Source organism: Fluctibacter corallii, from assembly GCF_025751585.1.
GTDB classification, from domain to species: domain Bacteria; phylum Pseudomonadota; class Gammaproteobacteria; order Enterobacterales; family Alteromonadaceae; genus Fluctibacter_A; species Fluctibacter_A corallii.
This window is the reverse complement of sequence record NZ_JAOWKX010000004.1, coordinates 143,847-168,058: the sequence shown is the minus strand read 5'-3', so window position 1 is coordinate 168,058 and position 24,212 is coordinate 143,847. Positions and strand designations below refer to the sequence as shown.

Below are 24,212 nucleotides of genomic sequence, written 5' to 3'. Positions count from 1 at the left end.
TCTGCTTTCGACCTCGCACAGATAACTGCACCGACCACTTCAATCTCACTATATCGGAAACAAATACATAAGGCTTTAATTAATCGTTAAAAAATTCTGATTTTATTCAAGTGCACTTGTTGCCAAACGTTTTTTCATCGCGTCAGACAATGCTGGAATAATCGACCTATGCTGCTTGTGAACCACGTGAACCGTATTTTCTTTAAAGAGCAATGTACGCGCATAGGTTTCAGCGGGAAAGGAAACTTCCAGCCCTTTTGATGAAGGGAAAAGTAACGCGTCTACTCGTCGCTTTTGTAGCAGTTCTTTCGCCGTTTCATGTAAAAAAACCGTATAAAACTTGGCCTTAACACGGCCCCGACCAAAGTGCTGCTTAACGCGCTGTTCATCAAAAGGAGACACAGTAATTACCGCGCGGGAATTGAAGAGTAAATTCGTATTGCACTTCGCGTGCTTGAAGCAAATCAGATAAAACTTCGCGGTAATCAATACAACGGGCACTTTTCGAATGTGAGGGAAGGTGTCGGCCAAGGACTCGACACGAATCAAATCTGCATCCACTTCGCCAGCATCAAGCATTCTAATTCCGCGTCCAATGGGGGTTTCCTCAAACTTAATCTGAATACCTATGTCAGCGTAGCTGCTTTGTACCAATTGCTTAATGGGTTCAATCTCTGGGTGCGCAAAATACGCCACCGTGAACGCCCCTTCGGAGCGCTGTGCATACCCAACATGGCTCGATGCAATTAGCACCAACAAGAAGATCAGAGAAAAATGCGCTTTCACATTCGGCAACAAACTATCTTTATCATATTGATAATGATGTAAAGATAGAGAATTACCTGAAATTTGCCGCATCAATTTCTTTCAAAACGGCCTTTTAACCCGTGCCGAACTCTACGTTCTGCACTCAACGTGTGCGAGAAAAGACTGATACACGCTGATGAATGAAGTGTATAACGCTTAACTCAGAGTAAATATCACGACTCATTGTAAGATATACGGATGAAATTTGCTTATCAGAAAAGGTTGGAGTCGGCCGATAAGCCGGGTTCTGTCGTGGGCAATCATTCCTCTAGGCCAGCAATTGCTCACTGGCTCAAGCAACCTACCCGGTTCCAATGCGGGCCGCACCATAAGGAACCCTATTTGGTCTTGCTCCGGGTGGAGTTTACCTCGCCGTATACTGTTACCAGCAACGCGGTGCGCTCTTACCGCACCCTTTCACCCTTACCGGCGCCGAAGCGCTTAGGCGGTCTTCTCTCTGCTGCACTTGTCGTCGGCTTTCGCCGCCCAGACGTTATCTGGCACCCTGCCCTGTGGAGCCCGGACTTTCCTCCCCTTGCTTGCGCAAGCAGCGATTGCCTGGCCGACTCCGAGGCGCATTCTACGCACTTATTTCACCAGACGCAATTTACATCGTGCACAAGTCAATAGTTGCCAGCTAAAAAGCGACATACGCTGCCAGTATTACTCAAACTTATCCTACGCCCGACTTCATATTATCCTCTGGGCGAATTTTCTTATATCATTCGCCACTTTAGTGTCATTTGAAATAGATGTTATGAGAATATTCAGTCTGGTAATGGTATTGACGGTTATGTTGATAACCTTGCCAAGAAATGCTGCAGCCACGTTAGCACAGCCAGTTCTATCAGCCCCCACCTCCGCCAATCCAAAGTCTAATATTAGACTGAAAGTAAAGCCGGTTGCTGGTGCCACCTACTATACGTTTAAAGAAAATCGTATTCCCATTGGCTCTTCACAAACACCCGAATTTTTTTATTCATCTAACCAAAGCAGCGGCAGGGTGTCTATTCGTGCGCAGGCGTGCAATGCAAATGGGTGTGGAGCAGATAGCGAGGCACAGCCAATTTACCTCTCATCTGGGTTGCTTCCGGCTTTAAATGTCGGCTACCCGCAAACTGGAAACATCAACGAGCCGACTTGTTTTACCTTTGCAGCCAAGCCTGATTGGACTTACACCCTTTACTCGGGTGACGAAATACGAGGTCAATCTTCCACGTCGCCTTTGTGTTATACCCCCACCACAGCGGCAGTGGAAACCGTTCACATTTCGGGCTGTAATAGCGATGGCATTTGTACATATGCTAGTGAAAAACGCCATATTGCAATACTACCAAAAGAGGAAATTGAAAACTCTCCCTTGATTTCTATTCAAGCCCGAGTTGTTGACAGAACTAGTGGTATCACCGTGCACACGCATATTCCAGAAAATGCAGACACGATTAAGTTGTTTTTAAACGGACGTCCTTTTCGTGAAACTAGTGAAAATCAAATTCACTTTAATCAAACATCCACTACTGGAATCTACTCAGTTTCCGCGCAACAATGCAAAGATAATGTCTGTGGTGACTTAAGCCAACCTATTCATTTTGCCAAAATAAACACACTAACCGCCCCCCGCTTTTACCCTACTCAAAACATTTTAATGAAAAATAGTCCAATAAATGTTTATCTAAATTGGTCTTACACAAGCGGTGCAACAAGATATTTATTGCGTCGAACCAACTTAACCTCTGGGCACTCGAAAGTGCTCACACATGCCAAGCATAATGCGACTACAGGACATGATTACCTCCTATCATACGCAAATTATATGTATACCATACAGGCATGTAACCAAACGTATTGTAGTTTTGAAAGCGCACCGCTTGAGTTACAGTTTGCACCTTTAGCACCGAATTCTCCCAGTTCACCAGACTCTTTATCAATATCGCCCTCGTATACCCACGAAGGGCAAAGTGTTCAGCTCTCATTCAATTCAACGAATGAAGACGCCGATGTTCACTACGAAATTTATGAAAATGGTACGCTTGTACACACTACTAGCACGCAAACTTACACTTTCACAGCCCCGCCATTTGGGCGATACACGTATGATGTTATCGCATGTAATTTTTATGCCTGTACTTTACCTATTACTAAAGTACTCAAAAGTCGGCACGATGAAATAAATATTGAGCCACTCAACGCTACCTATTTCACCGACTCAATTATTGGACTAAATTGGAACAAGCCCAATCACCACACTGACTTTGAAGTGTTACGTAAAATAAATGATGGAGAGTACGTTCGCATTTCTGATGCCAAAGAAACGTTTGGTAGCAACGCAACGTTTAACGACAGCGATACTTCAATACTCGGTCGCTATTGTTATAAAATCCAACACTCACAAACTGGTGTAAATGTTCAAGTCACATCTACCAGCCCTGTAATGTGCACGTCTATTTCTGAGCGAGGAAAAGTGGAGTCGCATCGGGCGATTACCATGGTGCAATACAAGCCTTATACATTTTCATCTAGCGATGTAAGCATTCACAATGATGATACCGTCAGTTACTCCGTCGGCCGTATACTGCCGGGGCAGCACTACACTGTATTAGAGGATGGTATTTCTATTCATTCAGATAATACTTACTTTGGCGAGCTTAAGGTGCCTGTTGTATTTAAAGATCAGTTTGGCATCGAAACCGAACCTTACACGTTAACCATTAATAAAATAGATGGTCGCCCTAAAGCGATAGAGCAGACAATAACGGTGACTTATCCAGAACAGGTAATGTTCAGTCCATACATAAGTGCTGAGGCCGATCCTCTTGGGCTAGATATTGTTGACCTTACCTTGGTAAAACACCCTAGTTTAGGCGGGTTCGAAATACCGGACAGCAAAGGGAGCGTCATATATGATTCCTCCCGATTAGGTCGACACTGCAATGTCGACAAACCCGTTGAAGATTCCTTTCAAATTACAATCACTAATAGTGCCGGGGTTAAATCAGAAGTGACCACAACAACCATTAACGTTTTGTGTCAGCTTGACCCCCATCCTATCGCCACCGGTGATGTATTAACATACAACGAGAACATTACATCTGCACACAACATCATCGATAATCCGTGTAACGATCACTGGCCTCCGAATTACGCACCTCCTAGAGATGAAATGTGCGCGCGAGATGATTACGACAATTATGGATTGGCGGTGTCACTGCATGATATTACGCAGCCTCCGTATTTTGGGCAATTGTTTGTTGTGGGCAATGAAGTGATTTACGTGCCAGCCAAAGATACCTGCCAAACCGACTGGTTCACTTATCGAGCAAGTAATGAGAAAGGATACATTTCTGCTCCCAAACTTGTGCGTTTGGAGTGTGGTCCTTCCATCATAGCGATACCAGATGCAATGCATGTTGTTTCCGGAAAAGCATCATTTTTAGATGTACTTGCCAACGATACATCAATTGATAACACCCCATTTTCACTTGGTGGCATCGTGACCCCTCCCCAATACGGCACAATAGAGCAATCAAACAACGGGTTTGTTTACAAAAGCAAACCAGAGAAATGTGACCAGATAGCGTATTTTGAAGACGTATTTACGTATGAAAACATCTCAAATTCAGGGCAAAAATCTGCACCCGCTGCCGTCAAGCTGACCGTTCACTGTATGACTTTCATGTGGGAAAAGGACAAGGTTACTGCCGGAGAGCCCGTAACTCTTCATTGGCAAATTCCCTTACACTTAGCATGTCAGGTGGTAAAGCAAGACATTGATGAATTTCAAATCAATCTATCACAAGCGTCTGGCTCAGTAAGTGCTAAGCAATTTAGTACTGGCGAGTATCAATTCACGCTTTCATGTCAGTCAAGCGCGCACTCGCAATCATTTCACGCACATGCAACATTGAACGTCATCAAGCTCCCGGCACCAACATTTAATCAGCATTAATCTAACCAGCCCCTGTTTTCTACAGGGGCTATAAGCTAATTCAGCTCATCATCTTTCCAAAATTTGGTGCCTTTGATGGTGGCTTGTAATGCGAGCCCTGACTCGGTGAAGGTGTACACTGATACGTCACCATAATAGGCTTCACCTTCAATGCTCGCACCTCTATTTGCCGCTTTTGCGGCAGCATCGGCGTTGCCACCAAATGTCCAACCGTTATTTACAAAATGATCAAGTGCATTTTCAGTGTGAAACACCATTACGATGCGGTAATCCTTCGCCCCAATGCCTAATCCAATTCCACCTTCAGCCATATTCATGTAAGTAAAGTGACCTGTGCGCTTGTTTCGAACAACGCCATATCCAGTGCCTGCCGACACCAATAGCAAATTAATATTGGCGTTACTGAAGGTAGCATAGCCCGCGGCAGAGGCGAGTTGCGGTCGCGTGTCTGGCTTTAATTTGAAAAGTTTACTCAATACGTCTTCTTTCATTTCAAGAATAGCCTGACGTTTGTCGGCATTGGAGCCAGTTCCCATAGACGCGCAACTTGCAACAACAATAACAATGAATAAATAAACGAATGCGTTTTTAACCATAGTGACATGCCTTTTTCTGTTCTGTTCAACGTTGAGTTGAGTGTATACAGGAACTTAAAGCAATAACCACACCAATCTAAACATCACTAGACACCGTTTGGGCACTCACGCCTACGGCGGCATATTCACTCTGATTAAAAAGAAGATTGATCATTAACGCACACACTACCTTGGCGTTGAGTATCGGTAATTTTTACCGATTCACGTCAACAATGTGACATGACGTCTAATTCAACTAGCTGAAGGAAATTAAACTATACTTTACATGCCGGTTTCACTGGTGGAGAAATGTATGAGCGGTTTAGAAAGAACAACCCATTACTTAGACAGTCAACATATCCGATATGGATTGGTGTCTCATCCTCACAGTAAAAGCTCTGTGGGTTCAGCCATTAGCGCAGAAATTCCCATGCATCAGCTAGCCAAAGCGATTTTGCTGGAAGATCACGAGGGTAAACACCTAATGGCCATAATTCCTGCAGACTATAAGCTGAACCTTCATTCCTTGAATGACACGCTGAATCGAAGCTTAAAGCTTGTTAAAGAAGCCAAGGTGTATCAGCTTTTTACTGATTGCGATTCGGGCGCCGTACCGCCTATCCCGAATGCGTATCATATGGATGCGATTTATGATGATTCCCTGACTAAAGAGTCACAGCTGTATCTTGAGGCGGGCGATCATGAAACCCTGATTCAATTAGAGAAAGACGACTTTCGACGTTTGATGTCAAAATATCAGCACGGTCGAATCAGTGACAAAGTCATTCACTGAAGCAAAAAAGCAAAAGCCCACGTCTGTGGGCTTTTCATTAGGTTTTAGCACGTCGATATTAGAACTCGTATTTAAAGCTGACACTAAATTCAGTGCCGACTTCTTTTGAACGCACCACAATATCAGACTGCGTGACTTCTTGTTCTTCACCCAATATATTCTTTACCTTGAATTTTACTGTAGAATTGAAATTCGGGTAATAGGTGTAGACCGCATCTAGCGAATGGAAAGGCTGTTCGTAAGCGTCCTCACGGCCGGCTATTCCCGCCGCCAGAATACGTTCACCAAACACGTTATACACTAACGATGCCGAGTGATAACCGTCAGCAGAGTCAAATCCTAGCTGAAGGTTAACCACATATTCTGAGTGCCCAGTCATCGGTTTAGTCGGGTTCGTCAGGTTGCCAGCCAATGCAGGATCAATTTCTGCTTCAGATTCACTCAGGGTAATGTTCCCCAACGTGAATAACCCACTGGTTAGGTAGCTGAGATCGTGTAACCACTCAACTTCAACCCCATAAACTTCAGCCGCTTCACCGTTGATAAATGTCGCTGAATAATCTTCATCACCAATGCGAAGCACAGTTTCTATCGGTGCTTGAATATCTTTGTAGAATGCAGCCGCAGAGAAGTTATCTCCGTTACTCGCATAGTATTCATAACGCACGTCGTAGTTTTTAATTGGGCTGCTTTGCAAGCCAACACGACCGAAGGTTCTGATATCAGTGAGTGGGTCAAAATAAGACACTGGCACCACTTCACGTAAATCAGGACGAACAACGGTCTCACCGTAGCCTAATCGGATTTGGTAGCTGTCGCCACCGATGTAGGTTAACGAAAGCGCAGGAAAAACATCATCTTCGCTAATACTTCCCGCTTCAATTTTCTCGGGTGCGTAGAAAATATCTAAATCTTCTTTGCTGAAAATTAAGCTTGATGTACCAATAGACGACTGACTAAATTGCTCCCAACGTAAACCACCACTAACACGCCATGTGTTTTTGTAAAACACATCAAACGCGCCATAGCCAGCTTCAATCTTTTGGCCCGCAACATAATCATCAGCGTCTGGCGCCGTCGGCTCGTTAAAGTCGACTAATATACGTTGCCCGTCAATGAAGCTATCTGACAAATATCCACTATTTTGAAGCGGGTCTGCCGAGCCGTCATTCACAGAGAGTGCCACACCCACTTCGTTATTTACCGCGAAGCTAGACGTCGTATAAATACGCGCTCGGTCAACAAAGTCATAGCCGGCTTTAAACTCCATCTCAAAGTGAGATAGCGTGATGGGTAACGACAGATTACCGCTGTAGGAATTCACACGATCTTCCATATCGGTGTATGCGTAAATCGCGCGGTTGTCGTCCCCAGTAATCGAAGAACCCGCATAATTGCTGTTATCGTAGTTATCACGGAATTTAAACTGCACGTTTGTCGGAATATCGGTCTCTGCCCGAGAGCGTGTATATTGCCAATCTGCGCCAATTCCCCAATAATCGATAAAGGTATGCTGTCCCATGATTTGTGTAATGGCGAGCACCCGCTCTTCGTAGGTCATTTCGTGAGTACGGTTAGCTAATCCATCGCCAATAATACTGAATACCGTGCTGCCCGCGGGGCTTTGCAATGACGCAACTTCCACTTCGTCTTCACTGTCGAATAAGTACAAGTTAGACAACGTAACACTGTGGCTGTCTAAGCGATAACCAAGATTCAACACGCCGTTATAACGTTCAGTTTCAGTGGTAGACTGAATGTCCTTTACGGTGTTAAAACATGACTTATTCACTTCTTCTAGCGTATTAAGCGTTGACGCACAGCCTTCCTGAATATCTTGCGATATAACCGCGGTGCGCTTATCAGACGACTCAAAATCCGTATCGTAAGACAACGACGCCAAGTAACCAAAGCGCCCGCCCAACCACTGTTCATCAAAACTGTCACCAATAAATGCTTTGCCACTGTATCCTGGATCCAGTGACTCATCAGTAATCGCGTAATCTCTTGGCAACGATTTCAACAATTCGTTGTTAATCGCTAACGCTTGCTCAGCACGCGTTGCTGAATCCGTATCTTGAATGCCACCTCGGTTGATAATATTACCAATGGAGAAATCACCACGGTACGTAACAATCGCGTCGCTCAGAATCTGAGGGATGCCTGAATCATCGCGAGAATAGGTTAATCCATCACTGGAGTTAGCGTCGTAATCTAAGCCAACTTCAATGCCCGCAACAAATTCAGACGGAACCGATTTCGTGCGAATATCAATATTACCGCCACCAAACGCCGCTGGCATTGCAGGTGAGTAGGCCTTTTGGACTGCCAAACTCTCAATGATACTTGCCGGAATGATATCCAAAGGCACAACATTTCGGGTCAAATCGGGACTCGGAATCGCTGCACCATTTAATCGAGCGCTTGAGTAACGTTCACCCAATCCACGAACATAAACAAACTTGCCATCAACTAGCGTTAAACCTGTTACCCGTCTAAGCGCCGATGCTGCGTCACTGTCACCCGTTCTGGAGAGTTGCTCTGCACCTAAGATATCAGCCACGAATGCCTGATTTTTTCGCTCCTCAATCACTGCTGCTGCAGTCCCCTGAAGGCGCGTTCCAGTTGCAACCACTTCCTCTATCACTTTATCTTCCTGCGCTTGCGCCAACATGGGCACTGCAAGCAAAGAAAGGCTAACTGCGAAGCTGACTTTTTTTAGTCGATGTTGATTTTTCATTTTCAACTCCTGCCTTCCAATCAAAAAATAGGCGCAACTAAGGCGCCTATCTTCCACAATGCTATAGTGTTAGTCCTGTTCCGCTGCCGCAACAGCAGTTTGAACCCAGGAGTACCAAGTTGAGCTTGTGTCTTGATCAGAGACTGCACCGATATACGCAGCTGAGTCGAAGAAGCTATCTAAACCTGACAAATCATTGGCTGAAATAGTGATATCAGATGACGCTGTATCTGTCGCAAAACCATTTTCTGCTAATACAGCTGCATTGCCGCCAATACGTTCGTTCGCGCCCGCATTGTCGAACCATGCTGTAAGCGTGGTGCCTGTTAACGATGCTGGCTCTTTGCCGCTGTTAAATGTACCGTCTTCATCGTTAAACTCAGCCGCACATGCCATCACAGAGTTGTTGAACCCAATCTTGTCAGCTTGCTTTTCACCGTCACCAGAGAATGAGATACACTGAGACTGTGTACCCGCCGTTTTCACGATAAGCGCATTGTAAATACTTGCGTTAAACTCATCATCAAACTTGAATGCAATGGAAGGGTCATCATCACGAACCGAGTTCGCGTCTGATGTGATAACCGTTACGTTTGCAATGGTTGGGTTAGATGGCGAAACCTGTGCTGAAGAAGAACCTTTCACACCATCTGATTCAAAGCCACCGTTCCCCATATTTGCAACAGAGCCTGTGCGAGTCGTAACCGTACCGTGCTTAACAAACAAGAACTGTGCTTTACCCTGCCACCCCGCATCGAAGTCGAAGGAATCATCTTGGGTATCTGTCACTACGATGTGCTTTAATGTCGTCGCACCACCAAAAATTTCTACGCCGTCGTCAAAACCTTGATGAACGTGAATGTAGTCAAACTCTGAACCAGAGCCTACTGCGTTAAGTGTTAGCGAGTTAAGGTCATCCCCTTCTCCACCCACGCGAGGACCAGAGCCTGCATACCAAATTTTAGCAAATTTAATGTTTCCGCTTGAATCGGTATTGTCGTTACCACCAAAGTAAGAGGTAATCCCCTCAGATGCAACGTTACAGGTATTCGCGTCACGCTCTGCGTCAGTACACTGGTCAGTAATACCGTTACCATTAATAATGATGCCACCCCAGTCAGCATATTGTGGCCCATTGCCTTCATTATCTAAACGGTCAAACGCAAGCGCTGAAGTAAAGGTAATGGGTTTTGCTGCGGTACCTACAGCTTGAATTTTTGCACCACGTGCGATGCGAATAATTGCTTCACCTGAACGAAACGCCAATGTCGCACCCGGCTTCACCGTCATGGTTGGGCCATTTGCAGGCACCGTGAAGTCTTGCGTAGTGTCACCGTCAGCACCGATAAGTAGTGCATCTTCAAATACGTGAACACCGTTGTTGGGTAGTTCTTCAAATGTGATGTTTGACGTAATCGAGATATTTTTACTTGCGAAAGAATCGTTATATAAACAATCTGTACCGTCGTACGTTCCCTCAACTGTTCCCGCAGAACCCTCGTAGCTTGCGCACTGAGCATCGCCAGATTGGTCAGTACCACTGTTATTGTTCGAGTTGTTAACACTGTTGTCCGTTGTTGTGCTGTTATCATTCACCGTAGGTGTAATTTCGATATCGCCGCCGCAGCCTGCAAGTACTAAAGCAAGTGAAATCGCACTTACTTTAAAAACGTTCTTGAGTTCCATTGTGTTCTCCCAGTATTTTTTATCAGGATTATTTTAAAAACGCAGCAAGGTTACTCGGCATGAATGACAGTTTTGTTACATAACAAAAGCGTCACAAAAGTTTCATATATGAAAGAGTTAGAGATAAATCCCCTATGAAAATAGCGCTCGCCTAAGAAGGGATACGCAGAATAGAAATGACTGTTTCACGATGATGATGGATGTTCGTCTCTGAACCATTTAGTAATCACGACTTTCTCGCCATCTTCAACAGGATGCGCCTGATGTAACGTAAGCGGGTTAGGTCGTCCATTGGGTAGCAGGTTATTCCAAATCAGCGCGCGCCCAATTTTGGGCTTGAAAGTATGGCCTATTAATGGAAATTCTGTCTCCCCGCCTTTACAGCCTTCGCTCAAGTAAACCATGAACGTCCAAGTGCGCTGTCCACCATCTTTGGAAAAGCGTAAATATTCATCAGTGCCAGGCTCGAAGTAATCGGTATGGGCTTTAAATTGCTGGGTTGGTGCATAATGCTGGGCTTGAATCACCTCTTGCTCCCCTATGCCTAATCCCAAACAATCAATAATTTTCTGGTCGACAGCCGCCGCGGCTGGGTGGTTTGTGTAAGGTAAATCGCACGTAGACGAGGTACGAAATCCCTCAAACCCTGATGTCGCCGAAATCTCAGATGGACGCAAATTGCTTTTGGTTAATTCCACCAGCTCTGCCGCCTCAGATGGCGTGAGAAACTCGTCAATGTATAAGAGTTGTATATGTGGGTGGGGCACGTGATTAGTGCTATACGCTGACTGCGTCAATAACGCGGGTTTTGCCATCTTGGCATAAAAAGCCGCATCTTTAGAGTAAGTGGGCATTTCACGTAAATTCTTCCCTAACGCTGCGCAACAATCTTCAAAACAAAATCCATTCTGAAGTAAGGTTTGCATCAACTGTTGGGCATCAACGCCGCGTAATAAATTCTCGACAATCCAGTTTTTCCAATTCTGAGGAAGTCCGCTCACATCCATTCATCTTGTTATCCCGCTGACTTTACATAGTAGAACACAATTGAGAATCATTGTAGATGCATGTCTTCGTCTTCAGGATGATTTTTATCGATGCAGAGCTCTTCAGAAAAATAGAAGAAAAACTCACTGCCTTTGCCGACTTGGCTTTTGATTTCAAGTTTCGAATTATGGTGACTTAACACATGTTTTACGATAGCCAAGCCTAGCCCTGAACCGCCCGTTTTACGCGAACGCGCTTTATCAACGCGGTAAAAACGCTCAGTTAGTCGATTGATGTGCTTTGCAGCAATGCCATCACCATTATCGGCAACGCAAAACTTTGCGCGATGCCCCTGACGCTGCCAACTCACACGAATATTTCCACCATCTGGTGTGTAATGAATGGCATTGAAAATCAAGTTCGAAAAGGCACTGCGTAATTCGGTATCACTCCCATAAACTCGCAAGTCAGAGTCAACGTCAAATTCAATGGTGTGGTGCTTTTCCTGATTCAATGTGAGTGCTTCTGTCTCAATGATCGCAAGCATTTGCGGTACATCCACCCTGTTTTCGAACACGCGTTCAGAGCTCGCTTCAATCCGAGATAATATCAAGAGCTGCTCCACCAACCCCTGCATGCGAACTGACTGAATCGACATTTCCGTCATCGCCTTTGAAAATAACTCAGGCGGAACTTGTTCAGACACTTGTAACATTTCAAGATAGCCATTGAGCACAGTAAGTGGCGTGCGCAGTTCATGTGACACATTTGCGACAAAATCTTTACGGGTTTGTTCTAGCTGAGTCAAACGGGTTACATCTCGCGCCATAATCAATAAATGTTGCTCACCATAGGGTTTAATTCGATACTCAAAGGTTTTCTGCACATTCGTGGGTGACGGCACTTCTATCGGTTGGCTGTACTGATCTGAATTGAAATATTCAATGAACTTAGGATGACGAATCAGGTTATCAATTCTTCGCCCAGCATCTTGCGGCCAGCGCAAACCTAGCTCAATTCTGGCAAGGCGATTACACCATACAATGGCACTTTCAGAATCTACCACAACAGCAGCATCTGGCAACGCCTCCGCTCCTTCACGAAAGCGCTTCACAATTTTACTCAACTCTTTACGTTTACGGCGATGACGTCGCTGCAAATAATAGACACCCTCATAGATATGTTCCCAGAAGCCTTTGCTACGTGGCGGCGTCATTCTTTTACTGCGCCATAGCCACTGATTCAGTCTGTACATTTGCCAAAACTGTACAGCTAACAGCCACATTGCGCCCAATGCAACGGCTAAAATTAAGCGGTCTACAATCAAACCAATAATAATGACAACGACGAAAAACAGCGTGATACGAAGCACACTTCTCAGCCACGAAAAAGGATTGTACATAGTGAGTAATTGGCCTTAATGAAGCGAGCAACCCGTTATACAACGCGCTGCTCAACAACTGGGTGTCTTATTCAAACACAATAGCAGAATGAAGAAAATAGAAGCCGATGGCTTCACGTGAATTAAACGCGCGTCGAGAATCGATATCCTGCGCCACGTACCGTTTGAATCATATTGTCATGACCATGTCGAGCGATAGCTTTTCGCAAACGACGAATGTGAACATCCACAGTGCGATCTTCCACATACACGTTTGTGCCCCAAACATTATCAAGCAATTGCTCGCGGGAATACACGCGCTCTGCGTGGGTCATGAAAAAATGTAAAAGCTTGAACTCTGTAGGTCCCATATCAAGCGGATCATCGTTCGCCGTAACACGATGAGACACGGGGTCAAGGTTCAACCCATTGAAAATAATAGGTTGCTCATTCGTTGTTGGCGTCACTCTTCGCATAACCGCTTTGATACGCGCAACTAACTCCTTTGGCGAGAAAGGTTTAGTAATGTAATCATCCGCTCCAGCATCAAGGCCTCTGACTTTGTCTTCCTCTTCGCCGCGAGCGGTTAACATAATGATAGGAATGTCACGTGTAAATTCATGTTGTTTGAAACGCTTCGCTAATTGCACGCCGCTACCGCCAGGTAACATCCAATCAAGCAAGATTAAGTCTGGATAAGGTTCCCTTACCTTCTCAATCGCAACCTGATAGTCTTCTGCTTTGACCGTATCGAACCCCGACTGCTCAAGTACAAACTCCAGCATTTCACGGATAGGCGCTTCGTCTTCCACTACAAGTACGCGTTTTGACATTTCTACATTTCCTAATCAAGAATCCGACCCGAATTATTCGCATGATTTGTGACACTTTTATTAAAGTTTTCATAAAACTGCAAAAATGTGCAATTTTTTTGTGATTCTTTATGAAAATAGGCGTGTGGCCCCTATTATTTTGTACAATTTACATACAGCCAAACCAAGGTAAACCGTTTTGTAAACAGAGATTTACTTATCATCCTTCAGTCTTAGTAGTGAAATAAATGTCGCGTGTCGTCTCACAACGCCACCTGATATTTAAAAACCGCAGGCAATCCTTGTGAAAATATCCCAATACGCATATTCTTCATGTCAACACCAAAGAAAATAATAACAGGAAGCAGGTAGGATTCGGGAGAATGACGAAGGTAAAAACAGGCTTATCTAAAAAACTACTAACCAGAGTGCTGTCGGTCTACTTTATCCTGACGCTTATTGTTACTTTTGGTCAAATACTCACCGAATACCTCAATGCAAAAAATCACATTGAGAGCGAACTGCAAACCCTCAAAAACACCTTTAGCACCAGTTTAACCAGAGCCATTTGGGAGTTAAACACCCCTCAAGCTAAGTCAATTGCAGAGGGATTAATGGAACTTCCTATTGTTGAAGGTGTTCAAATTCGGGATGAAAATGGCGTGTACATCGCTGATATTGGTCGCACCACATCGCTTCCTGATACCCGCGTTACATCAGGGATAATGCGAGATCATCCGGGCGGCACATTTGGTTATAGTTTTCCGCTGATTTTTGAGTTCTCTGGACGAACATCTAACGTGGGTGATGTAACACTGTATTCCAGCGTCAGCATTATCTTTAGCCGTATTGAAGTAGGCATCTTCTTTCTAATCGGTAACGCCATCATCAAAACAGCGTTTCTGGTTTTTCTCTTTCTGAATGCCTTTCGACATATGCTGACCGAACCGTTAGCAGAGTTTACCCAGCAAATCAGCGAGTTCAATGTTGATCATCCTGAAGCATCAAAACTCCACGTTCAAATTGACGATGACAACGAACTTAAGCTATTGCAGCACTCTTACAATAAGTTAATCGACGATCTGATTGAGTACAAAGACAGACTTCGCCTCACGCAGGAGCAATTAAAAGAAGCGAACTCTAAATTGGACGAGCAGAATATCTCTCTTGAGCAAGAGGTTGCCAAGAAGACCGCATCCCTGAGTAAAATCATGCTCGATTTAGAGCAACAAAAAGACGAGCTTATTCTCAAACAACGTGAATTAAAACAAGAGAATGAAAATCGTCAGTACATCGAAGATGAACTCCGCAAGCGCAATAAAGAACTCGCAGATTCCATGGAAACCTTGAAAATCGCAAAAGATCAATTGGTAGAATCTGAACGTATGGCGTCTCTTGGCGGGTTGGTTGCAGGTATCGCACATGATGTGAATACGCCTCTAGGCGTTGGCGTTACCGCAGCAAGCTTCTTACAAGAGCGTATCAAATACTTGGAAGAAGAGTACGACAAGAAAACCTTGTCTAGCAAGAGTATGTCAGCCTTCATCACAGAAGCTCAACAAACCGCCACATTACTGCTCAGTAATTTGAATCGCGCTTCTGAACTGGTTTCAAGCTTTAAGCAAGTTGCAGTAGACCAAACCAGTGAAGCAGAGCGCGATGTTGATCTGAACCAATATATTCGTGAAGTGGTGCAGTCGTTAGCCCCCACACTTAAAAAGGCGAATCATACCGTCAATATTGCATGTCCAGAGGAGCTTGTGATTCGATGTGCCCCTGGCGCTATCGCACAAATTTTTACGAACATGATCATGAACTCCATTATTCATGGATTTGAAAACAAAGAAAATGGCACCATCGACATCAACATTGAACAACATGACAATGAAATTTTCATTGAATACAAAGACAATGGCAAAGGCTTAAGTGAAGAAGCCCTCAATCGACACTTTGATGCATTTTTCACGACTAAACGTGGTCGCGGCGGCAGCGGACTCGGCACCCATATTATGTACAATCTGGTCACCCAAACCTTAGGAGGCCAAATTGAAGCCTTCAGTAAACGCGGTGAAGGGCTCAAATACACCATCCAATTCCCACAATAATTGCGAACCAAACGACTTCTTGAATCAAGACTGGCAGCCGAATCAAAACACTGCTAGTCTTGCCGTTTTTGACGGTTAAGGGGCTTCTTTCGTTGACGATGATTGAGCACAATACGCCTTAATCTTATCAGTAACCTGATCAGGGCCTTTCTATGTGGTTTAAAAACTTAAAACTATTCACCCTTACCCAATCGATTGAACTCAGTGACGATGATTTGCAAGACAAACTCAAAGCACTCAGTTTTCGCCCTTGTGGTAGCCAAGAGTTAGCAACCATGGGGTGGACCAGCCCCAGCGGACAAGGCGAGCTCTATTACCATGCAGCTGACAACCGCTTTTGGATCACCCTGAAAAAGCAAGAACGTTTACTCCCTGCTACGGTGGTGAATGCTGAACTGGCGGAAAAAGTTGCGCAAATTGAAGCGGATACGGGTGCACCCGTCGGCAAAAAGGCCCAGCAAGATTTGAAGCAAGAAATCATTCACAGATTGCTACCCCAGGCTTTTACTAAAAACACCTTTACCCACGGCTTCATTTCTGTAAAAGATAATTTGGTTGTGGTAGACGCATCGTCTGACGGCAAAGCGGAAGCGTTTTTGGCTATGTTAAGAAAAGCAATTGGCTCACTTCCGGTCGTGCCAATTGGACGCAGAAGCATTCAAGCCGATTTAACAATTTGGTTAAAAGGTGGCTCAGTTCCTCCTGCCATTACCTTATTAGAAGAAGCAGAACTGCGTGCCACCAATGAAGAAGGCAGCATCATTCGCTGTAAAAACCAAGACCTCAGTGCAGATGAAATTGCCCAACACATCGATGCAGGTAAACTTGTACAAAAGCTGGCCGTAGAGTGGGATGAAACGCTAACTTGCCTATTGCAAGAAGACTTGGCGATTAAACGTCTTAAGTTCACAGATATGATCAAAGAACAAAACGACGATATTCCAAAAGACCAATTAATGGCGAAGCTTGACGCTGACTTTACATTGATGTCTTCTGAAGTCGTGCGGTTCGCGCAGTGGCTTGCTGATACATTTAATCTACACGAAGACGAGTAAACTCAGCCGCATCAAGGCGTTCTCATTTGATCGCGTAGCGTCCTTCTGTAATGGGGGTAAATAAAAATCTACCATTTACCTCCATTAAAACGTTGTATTTTTTAGCCTTTTTCATGCACTGTATAGTAAGCATCTTATTCAGTCAGGCTTTCATTCATGACAACGTACAACTTCACCGACAAAGTTAATTCTCAGCGCAAGTTTGGTGCGCCATCTAAAGTACTGCAAAATGCAGTGGAAAGTGATCGCGGACGAATAATCAATTCAGCCGCCGTTAGGCGCTTGCAGCAAAAAACCCAAGTATTTCCATTAGAACGCAATGCTGCGGTAAGAAGTCGGTTAACCCACTCAATGGAAGTGCAACAAGTTGGCCGCTTTATTGTGCAGCAAATAGACTATGGCTTGTCTCACTCACCGTATGACTTGGGGCAAGACCAGCGCTCGATGTTCAGAGCAATTGAAAGCTTAGTTGAGATGGCCTGTTTGATGCACGATGTGGGTAACCCACCGTTTGGCCATTTTGGCGAAAAAGCCATTAACGATTGGTTTGCTAATCACATTAAAGCGGTGATGCCCAGTGAACTGCGCATCGCTGATCCGGTGTTGTACCATCAGGCCTGTGTTGATGTCACACACTTTGAAGGGAACGCTCAAGCCATCAGGCAGATCACCTCACTCTTAAATCTTAATTTGACCTACAGCCAAATTGCATCGGTACTCAAATACACGCGCCCCGCATATATACCTAATTCTGATATCAAGCCTGAATTCAGCTTTTTGATGAAAAAGCCAGGATTCTATTTATCAGAAAAAGCGATGGTTGAAGAGACATTGAACGCGTTGAATATTCAGCAAGGGTGCAGGCATCCATTGAGCTACATTATGGAAGCCGCGGACGACATATCTTACTGCTTTGCAGATTTAGAGGATGCCGTCGAAAAACACGTGCTAAGTGTTGAGCAATTGATGACGTATATTCCCGCTGCTTATGAAAAGCTCGGCGGCGATCCGGCTGCACAGTGCCTCTCTTATTTTGGGCAAACCTTAAGCGTAAAGGACATGCTTCACGATGCAAAAATCCGATACGACAAAGAAGCGGTTGACAAAGCCAACCAATTTTTCATCTCGCTGCGCGTCAAGTTTCAACATTTATTAGTCGACCATGCCGCAAAACGCTTCGTTGATAATTTCGAAGCCGTTTACAACGGCCACTTTAACGAAGGGTTATTGGGTGATGAAAACCCAGCAACAAAGCTGGCCAAAGCGCTGCGCCTTACAGCATTGAACCATGTGTTTAATCATACCGAAGTCGAAATGCAGGAACTACGCGGTCATCGGATTATCCATGGATTGCTAGATATTTACGCGCCGCTGCTCACGCTATCAGGTGAGGCATTTACTGCGATTGTTGAAGAGCAATCAACCAACCAGCCCAACTTATCTCTTCAGCGCAGACTTTTTAATAAACTGTCTAAAAAGCATATTCGGGCATACCGAAGCGCGACACAATCTCCCCCAGATTTTATTTCAGCGGATAATCCAGTTTGGGAACGTTATTGTCGTTGCCGCTTACTTCAAGACTACATCAGCGGAATGACGGACCAGTACGCCTACGATGAATATAAGTTCTTAACCGTGCAGGATTAAAATGGCTCTATTATTGGTTTGGGTTACGGACACGTTTATGGAGTAGCTAGCCAAATTAATCTGCAAAACCAAATAAAATAAGCTAAACCTTCAAAAGCACAGTTTACTCGTTTTTTAAACTCGCTCAATTTACTAACTATAAAATGTATGCTTATGAAAAATTGGTTTTTACGTACCTCATCTGCTGAACAAGCATTGCTGCAATCAATTATTGCAATCGTTTCTATAGATGAAGATAACAATGTTGTTTTTTTTAATAATGCAGCTTCAACTTTGTGGGGTTACTCCCATGATGAAGTTATTGGTAAAAACGTCAAAATGCTCGTACCAAGCGAATTAAGAAAGGAGCATGACAATTATGTTAATCGGCACCGTCGAACCGAAGAAGACCATATTGTAGGCACTTCACGAGAAGTAGAAATTCAAAAGAAAAGCGGGGAACGGGTTTGGGCTCTTTTGTCATTATCTGCTATCGATGTAGGGAATAAACGGCATTATACCGCTTTTGTTCAAGATATAAGCCAAGAGAAAGAAGCCAGAGATATTGTTGATCAGACGCTTGAGCAAGCTATTGATGCCGTGGTTTGCATCAACGAAAATAATTGTGTCACTCTATTTAACAAAGCCGCAGAAAAACTTTGGGGATACTCAAGAGATCAGGTCTTAGGTAAAAATGTCAAAATGCTCGTTCCCAAGATTCATCAACCTCATCACGACGAATATGTTGACTCTAACCGACGTACTGGAAAAGATAAAATTGTCGGCACCTCCAGAGTGGTGGAAATTGAACGTGCTGACGGTAAAACTCTATGGGGAAGTTTATCGCTTTCAAAAATAAAGTTACCTTCAAAAATTCTCTATACTGCTTTTGTTAAAGATGTTACCGAACAAGTAAACGAAAGTGAGCGGCAAAAGCTGTTATCGCTCGTCGCGGATAATATGAAGGTTATTATTACTGATGCCGAGGGCCGTATCGCCTACGCAAATCAAGGCTTTGAGAAAATGAGTGGTTATTCTTTTAATGAAATAAAAGGTAAAAAACCAGGTAGCTTTCTTCAAGGGGCCGCTACAAGCGAAGAGACGCGGAAAAGTATTCGCAAACATTTGGAAGCGCAGAAGCCATATTCTGGCGAAATACTTAACTACACCAAAGATGGCAATAGCTATTGGATTTATCTCGCTATTACTCCCGTTTTTAACGAAGATAAACTTGTAAATTTTATCGCCATTCAATCCGATATTACCAACGTTAAACTTGAAGCGCTGAATTACTCTCGAAAATTTAGTGCAGTAGGATCGGCACTCGTCTTTCTTGAGTTTAAACCTGACGGTACTCTTCTTGCGGCGAATGAGCTACTCACTAGCAGACTAAGCGGTTGCATCACTGTTGAAGAGCTAATCAGACAACTGCTCAATAAAATCGCCTCAGAAAAAAATGCGCTACTTAAGGAAGATGATTACATCGCAGACATATTCGAAATAACGGGAAGCGATTATTTTCTTGCTTTTGACTCGCGCATTTGCGCTCTCAGAGATTTCAACGGTGAATTAACACAATATGTGTTCTTTGGTGTTGATGTGAGCGAGCGAAAACGCACCGTAAACAAAACCCAAGATGCAATGGAAGAGTTACTTGACACCAGCAGAACCATTAGCAACATTGTCGGCACCATTAATTCTATTTCAGAGCAAACTAACCTTCTGGCTTTGAACGCGGCAATAGAAGCCGCCAGAGCAGGCGAAGCAGGACGTGGATTTGCTGTGGTTGCAGATGAAGTAAGGAGTTTAGCCGGTAATTCCAGAGAGTCTTCGTCAGAAATTGATAAGCTCGTCAATTCTACAGTCAATAAAATTAACGAATTGGCAGAGATGATAAAACGAATTGAGAATTAGGGCGCTTGAATCAGCGCCCAGAATTGTATTGCGAAGAATTAAGCAAAAATTAACTTGGCTACGTCGCGCATTTCCATAAATTCGTCAGACGATAATGCGTTAACGTCTTTTACAATGCCTTTTTGCTGGCAGATATTAATAACTGCATCTTTTTGACTTGCAAAGCTGCCTGCAAGTACAGCGCCCAATCTCACAAAGTCTAAATACGACACTTTGTCTTTGGTTACACTTAAATCACGCCAGTTTTCCGCCACGTCTTTAAACGTATTTTCAAACTCCCATGACTCCATGATTTTACCGCCAATTGGCCCTGATAATTTTTGCATTGCCACATTCAAAAATGTCGGATTCGCAAATACATCTTCATGACGCTCGGCTTCCGTAAGAATAGGAAGCACACCGATATTATGCACCAGTGCCGCCAATGTCATGGTGTCTAAGCTTAAGTTACTACGCTTTTCAGCATTATACATTTGCAGCGCTGCAAGCGTATAAGCAACAACATCAACCGTGCTGTCCCACGCCTTTTTAATATAATCTTTGACCAGCTCATTTTTAGACACAAACAACTGCTCCATCGCCAGCGCGGTCGAGATGTTCTTAATTTGTGACAGGCCAATGCGGGTTACCGCCTGAGAGATGGAGTTCACCTTAACCGAGCGCCCGAGGTAAGCGCTGTTAGCAATTTTTATGATACGCGCACTTAATGACGGATCTTGCGCAATCACATCACCCATTTTATTCAAATTAATATCTGGATCATCTGCCGCTTTTCTGATCTTTAACGCAATCGCCGGTAATGTAGGTAACACCAACGTATCGTTGTTAATCTTCTCAGTTAAAATGGTTAATAGGGCATTTTCTGTAGACATATTCCTACCTTTGATTGTAGTTAATCAGCCAGCCTTACTTACTTCTCGTAATGTCATAGCTTTCCCTTTACATGGGATTTTTATTATTCACAACATCGACAACCTGTGGTGCAGCGTCCTTCTCAGTCACCCACAATCACCGCATCCGTGTTAAACACCACCCTTAGCGCGCGTATTACCAGCGTGATAAGCGTAGTTAAATATTTTTGCCTGCCATATTAGAATGGTAGCACAACAAAGTGTAACGCATTATTTTTTAGACGAACACAAAGAAAAACAAAATAAGCAACATTAAATCAAAGATTTATCGTGATCGTTCGCTTCCAGCGATTCTCACGTAAGTAATTCTAATTTTAGTCGTCAACAGACCATTATTTCGGACCTGCTACTGCCTCAGTGATACCCAATTCCTTCAATTAAGCGTCCACGTTGTTACATCGTTTTATGTTTCATAGTTCAGCCTAGGAATAATCAGGCATGGAATACCGCATTTGAATCTTTAACATTTCTACGCGAAGGACATGTGAGAACATTCGCGCATTGGAATGTATATCTCATAACAATTAAACGAAACACTCAATGGAAGCAAGCCGAGCCACATTCAGAAATCGAGGCAGGAAATAACGTCAAAACTGCGTACATAAACAAATTTCCCAAACTCAGCGAAACAAAAGAAGCAACCCGTATCACAGAAAAATGCGTACCAATGCTTTCACTAGGTGCTGAGCGTTGAATTTGACCGTCCGAAATCACGTAAATATGCGGATGCAGTAAAAAAAACAACGCACATAGCATCAAAAACCAGTGCAAAGAAGCTGTTAACTGTAAACCAATAAAAAATACCATCATTAGCAGATACATCGTAATCGGACTTCTAAGGGCCCGGATTTTACAAACATAAAGGCTAACGAAACTTCCAACAAAATAGAGCGCTCCAACTGCTAATAACGCGTAAACGATACCATCGCCACCAAATTGCGCCTGGATTTTAGGCAGTGCATAGCTTTCTAATACACCACTTGCAAAATTCATTGTCAGCAATAAAAGTACATACCACATTGTATCGGTATGAGCGAGGTGTTGGCGCAATATTCCAAGCGCTTGCGTGGGTTTAATTCGTTTACTCTTTCCACTCACCTTTAGCATTTTAGGCAGTTGGCTTTTCGCTGCCAATCCAGTGACCATCAGCACTAATAACATGCCGACAGACAGTTGCTCAATGCTATAATCACCATAAAACATCAAATGCGCAAATGCCGGAATGAGCAAAGACAGCGCGAGTACTATTTGGTTGAGCCAATTACCTTTAAGCCAGTTACCGTTTTGACAGCCTTCCACTACCGCAGACTTCAAACACAGTTGTACAGCAACAACGGCACAAGATGCGACCAATGTAAAGCTACAGGCCATCAACGTGAGGCTTTGAGGTGGACTTCTCAACAACCAAAAGGCTAAGGCACTGAGCATTACCACGCCCCATATTGCAATCGCTCGGTATCGCCCTCGGTCAATATGATGACCAATAGCAAAAGGAACGACTATTGAAGCGATAGACGAACAAAATAAAAACAAGCCATAATCACCACCTGCAACGCCTTGCTGTGACATTTGAGCCAACAAAAAAAAGCGTACTAGACCGACAGTGCTTAAAATGGCTAATTGCACCATCGCCAATACCATGAACCAAGACTTCATCGACTATTTAAGTTTTAGTAGCGTGGCACACAGGTCAATGTATCCGTTATTGTGGTAATGATGTTGCAGTTGCATACGATCTTTTAATCCCTTCAAGGCATCCACAGGAATTCCCATATATTTATGATGCTCAGCATGATAGCAACCCGAGTTGCTATACCAGCGCATAAGAATGTTGGTTTCAATGCTGCGTGCATTGAATTCGGGATTCGTGTTGTCCATTTGACATCCAACGTGAGACGTTACTTCAATCAAGGTATGTAATATCGATGCGATAATTAACGGTATAAACCAATAGTCTATTAGGATAAACCACGCATCGAGTATCGACACTGTAGCCAAAACAATCACGTAACCTAGCAACATCCAGCGGTAATCGGCGCAAATCAAACGCCGTTGTCGATCATTGTCAGCGATATCTGACTGACCATTCAGTGCACTCGCAATCCGTTTCAACGTTTTAAAATAAAACACGAGCTTGAACAAGTGCGCGATAACGTATCCTGGTTTGAGCCATCCCTTCACCTGTGGTTGACGGCTAGGATGACAATGATATTGCTCAGTGCCTATATGGCGATGGTGATGCAAGTGACTCACGCGGTATTCACTAAAGTTCTCGAACAGCATAAAACCTAATGCACCGCCGATCGCTCGATCAACTTTCTGAGAATATACCCCATGCGTTAATTGGTGCATTAGTTGCGTACCGTGACTCAACATTACTCCCATCAATACTGGTATCCACCATTGATAACCATAGACCGTAGCGCAGACCACGGGTATCAGCATACCAAGCGTATAAATAACCAATTTGCCTACGAATAATTGCTTAGCCTTTTGCTGCATCGACTTCAGTTCACCCGGAGCCAGTTTCATTGAAAATATTCCTGCAACGCTTCAGGGATCGCCAGTTTGTCGAAAAAGCCGTAATTGGAATCCCCCGGATTACCATTAGGTTCAGTGCCCGCAAAAAAAGGATCCGTAGCAAATGCCATTAAACAGCGAAATAGTTGTACTCTTACCTCTTTAACGTTACCGCTTTTAACGCCAATCACTAGCATCATCCAGTGAATTTTCACATGCTTACGGTAGGCGTTCTTACTTAAAATATGACAATAGCCCAAGTCTGTCATTGCCTGACTGTAATTGCCTTGTCGAAGTGCGTTTTTAGCGCTTCGATAATATAAATCGTATCCTTGTTGCTGCTTATCGTTCATA

The 24,212-nt window shown here is 43.9% G+C and carries 17 protein-coding genes and 1 other RNA gene; 6 read left to right on the top strand and 12 right to left on the bottom strand.

Annotated elements, in window-relative coordinates:
- Positions 1-102: 102 nt before the first annotated feature.
- Positions 103-858, bottom strand: a complete 756-nt coding sequence (locus OE749_RS09065) for a hypothetical protein (protein ID WP_263712126.1) — start codon at positions 856-858, stop codon at positions 103-105.
- A gap of 169 nt (positions 859-1,027) precedes the next feature.
- Positions 1,028-1,377, bottom strand: an RNA gene (rnpB, locus tag OE749_RS09060) — RNase P RNA component class A.
- 187 nt (positions 1,378-1,564) lie between these two features.
- Between rnpB and OE749_RS09055 the strand changes: the two genes are divergently transcribed.
- Positions 1,565-4,753, top strand: coding sequence for a hypothetical protein (locus OE749_RS09055; protein ID WP_263712125.1), 3,189 nt, complete (start codon positions 1,565-1,567; stop codon positions 4,751-4,753).
- Positions 4,754-4,788: 35 nt separating this feature from the next.
- Here OE749_RS09055 and OE749_RS09050 read toward each other — a convergent pair whose 3' ends face one another.
- Positions 4,789-5,349 carry a lipid-binding SYLF domain-containing protein gene (locus OE749_RS09050; protein ID WP_263712124.1) on the bottom strand — a complete coding sequence of 187 codons (561 nt, stop codon included), beginning with the start codon at positions 5,347-5,349 and terminating at the stop codon, positions 4,789-4,791.
- 292 nt (positions 5,350-5,641) lie between these two features.
- Here OE749_RS09050 and OE749_RS09045 point away from each other — a divergent pair, with 292 nt between their 5' ends.
- Complete coding sequence (locus tag OE749_RS09045) at positions 5,642-6,121, top strand: aminoacyl-tRNA deacylase (RefSeq protein WP_263712123.1); 480 nt, start codon at positions 5,642-5,644, stop codon at positions 6,119-6,121.
- Positions 6,122-6,179: 58 nt separating this feature from the next.
- Here the strand turns inward: OE749_RS09045 and OE749_RS09040 are convergent, their stop codons facing one another.
- The 5 genes from OE749_RS09040 to phoB form a co-directional block, all read right to left on the bottom strand.
- Positions 6,180-8,861, bottom strand: coding sequence for a TonB-dependent receptor domain-containing protein (locus OE749_RS09040; RefSeq protein WP_263712122.1), 2,682 nt, complete (start codon positions 8,859-8,861; stop codon positions 6,180-6,182).
- A gap of 69 nt (positions 8,862-8,930) precedes the next feature.
- Positions 8,931-10,547 carry a hypothetical protein gene (locus tag OE749_RS09035; protein ID WP_263712121.1) on the bottom strand — a complete coding sequence of 539 codons (1,617 nt, stop codon included), beginning with the start codon at positions 10,545-10,547 and terminating at the stop codon, positions 8,931-8,933.
- A gap of 185 nt (positions 10,548-10,732) precedes the next feature.
- Positions 10,733-11,548: a prolyl hydroxylase family protein gene (locus OE749_RS09030; RefSeq protein ID WP_263712120.1), complete on the bottom strand. Its 816-nt coding sequence runs from the start codon at positions 11,546-11,548 to the stop codon at positions 10,733-10,735.
- A gap of 53 nt (positions 11,549-11,601) precedes the next feature.
- Complete coding sequence (gene phoR, locus OE749_RS09025; RefSeq protein WP_263712119.1) at positions 11,602-12,936, bottom strand: phosphate regulon sensor histidine kinase PhoR; 1,335 nt, start codon at positions 12,934-12,936, stop codon at positions 11,602-11,604.
- 122 nt (positions 12,937-13,058) lie between these two features.
- Entirely contained in the window at positions 13,059-13,748 is a 690-nt protein-coding gene (gene phoB, locus OE749_RS09020; protein WP_263712118.1) for a phosphate regulon transcriptional regulator PhoB, read from the bottom strand.
- Between the two features lie 362 nt (positions 13,749-14,110).
- Here phoB and OE749_RS09015 point away from each other — a divergent pair, with 362 nt between their 5' ends.
- The 4 genes from OE749_RS09015 (at position 14,111) to OE749_RS09000 (ending at position 20,427) form a co-directional block, all read left to right on the top strand.
- Positions 14,111-15,832 carry a sensor histidine kinase gene (locus tag OE749_RS09015; protein ID WP_263712117.1) on the top strand — a complete coding sequence of 574 codons (1,722 nt, stop codon included), beginning with the start codon at positions 14,111-14,113 and terminating at the stop codon, positions 15,830-15,832.
- 152 nt (positions 15,833-15,984) lie between these two features.
- Complete coding sequence (gene rdgC, locus OE749_RS09010; protein WP_263712116.1) at positions 15,985-16,887, top strand: recombination-associated protein RdgC; 903 nt, start codon at positions 15,985-15,987, stop codon at positions 16,885-16,887.
- A gap of 156 nt (positions 16,888-17,043) precedes the next feature.
- Positions 17,044-18,534, top strand: a complete 1,491-nt coding sequence (gene dgt, locus OE749_RS09005; protein WP_263712115.1) for a dGTPase — start codon at positions 17,044-17,046, stop codon at positions 18,532-18,534.
- A 153-nt stretch (positions 18,535-18,687) separates the two neighbouring features.
- Positions 18,688-20,427 (top strand): PAS domain S-box protein, encoded by a 1,740-nt coding sequence (locus OE749_RS09000; protein WP_263712114.1) that lies wholly within the window; start codon positions 18,688-18,690, stop codon positions 20,425-20,427.
- Between the two features lie 38 nt (positions 20,428-20,465).
- Here OE749_RS09000 and OE749_RS08995 read toward each other — a convergent pair whose 3' ends face one another.
- The 4 genes from OE749_RS08995 to OE749_RS08980 all read right to left on the bottom strand — a co-directional run bounded on the left by OE749_RS08995 (position 20,466) and on the right by OE749_RS08980 (position 24,211).
- Positions 20,466-21,299 carry an HDOD domain-containing protein gene (locus tag OE749_RS08995; protein ID WP_263712113.1) on the bottom strand — a complete coding sequence of 278 codons (834 nt, stop codon included), beginning with the start codon at positions 21,297-21,299 and terminating at the stop codon, positions 20,466-20,468.
- 576 nt (positions 21,300-21,875) lie between these two features.
- Complete coding sequence (locus tag OE749_RS08990) at positions 21,876-22,994, bottom strand: MFS transporter (protein ID WP_263712112.1); 1,119 nt, start codon at positions 22,992-22,994, stop codon at positions 21,876-21,878.
- Positions 22,995-22,997: 3 nt separating this feature from the next.
- Positions 22,998-23,870, bottom strand: coding sequence for a fatty acid desaturase (locus OE749_RS08985; RefSeq protein ID WP_263712111.1), 873 nt, complete (start codon positions 23,868-23,870; stop codon positions 22,998-23,000).
- Complete coding sequence (locus OE749_RS08980; RefSeq protein WP_263712110.1) at positions 23,867-24,211, bottom strand: DUF3703 domain-containing protein; 345 nt, start codon at positions 24,209-24,211, stop codon at positions 23,867-23,869. Before OE749_RS08980 ends, OE749_RS08985 begins: the two co-directional genes overlap by 4 nt.
- Position 24,212: the final 1 nt, after the last annotated feature.

Bases quoted from the DNA above. Each gene is read 5' to 3' on its own strand.
- OE749_RS09040 (WP_263712122.1), bottom strand. From the start codon at position 8,861: ATGAAAAATCAACATCGACTAAAAAAAGTCAGCTTCGCAGTTAGCCTT.
- OE749_RS09000 (WP_263712114.1), top strand. From the start codon at position 18,688: ATGAAAAATTGGTTTTTACGTACCTCATCTGCTGAACAAGCATTGCTG.
- OE749_RS08985 (WP_263712111.1), bottom strand. From the start codon at position 23,870: ATGAAACTGGCTCCGGGTGAACTGAAGTCGATGCAGCAAAAGGCTAAG.
- OE749_RS08980 (WP_263712110.1), bottom strand. From the start codon at position 24,211: ATGAACGATAAGCAGCAACAAGGATACGATTTATATTATCGAAGCGCT.
- OE749_RS09015 (WP_263712117.1), top strand. From the start codon at position 14,111: ATGACGAAGGTAAAAACAGGCTTATCTAAAAAACTACTAACCAGAGTG.
- phoB (WP_263712118.1), bottom strand. From the start codon at position 13,748: ATGTCAAAACGCGTACTTGTAGTGGAAGACGAAGCGCCTATCCGTGAA.
- OE749_RS09050 (WP_263712124.1), bottom strand. From the start codon at position 5,349: ATGGTTAAAAACGCATTCGTTTATTTATTCATTGTTATTGTTGTTGCA.
- OE749_RS09035 (WP_263712121.1), bottom strand. From the start codon at position 10,547: ATGGAACTCAAGAACGTTTTTAAAGTAAGTGCGATTTCACTTGCTTTA.
- OE749_RS09065 (WP_263712126.1), bottom strand. From the start codon at position 858: ATGCGGCAAATTTCAGGTAATTCTCTATCTTTACATCATTATCAATAT.
- OE749_RS09045 (WP_263712123.1), top strand. From the start codon at position 5,642: ATGAGCGGTTTAGAAAGAACAACCCATTACTTAGACAGTCAACATATC.
- phoR (WP_263712119.1), bottom strand. From the start codon at position 12,936: ATGTACAATCCTTTTTCGTGGCTGAGAAGTGTGCTTCGTATCACGCTG.
- dgt (WP_263712115.1), top strand. From the start codon at position 17,044: ATGACAACGTACAACTTCACCGACAAAGTTAATTCTCAGCGCAAGTTT.
- OE749_RS09055 (WP_263712125.1), top strand. From the start codon at position 1,565: ATGAGAATATTCAGTCTGGTAATGGTATTGACGGTTATGTTGATAACC.
- OE749_RS08995 (WP_263712113.1), bottom strand. From the start codon at position 21,299: ATGTCTACAGAAAATGCCCTATTAACCATTTTAACTGAGAAGATTAAC.
- OE749_RS08990 (WP_263712112.1), bottom strand. From the start codon at position 22,994: ATGAAGTCTTGGTTCATGGTATTGGCGATGGTGCAATTAGCCATTTTA.
- rdgC (WP_263712116.1), top strand. From the start codon at position 15,985: ATGTGGTTTAAAAACTTAAAACTATTCACCCTTACCCAATCGATTGAA.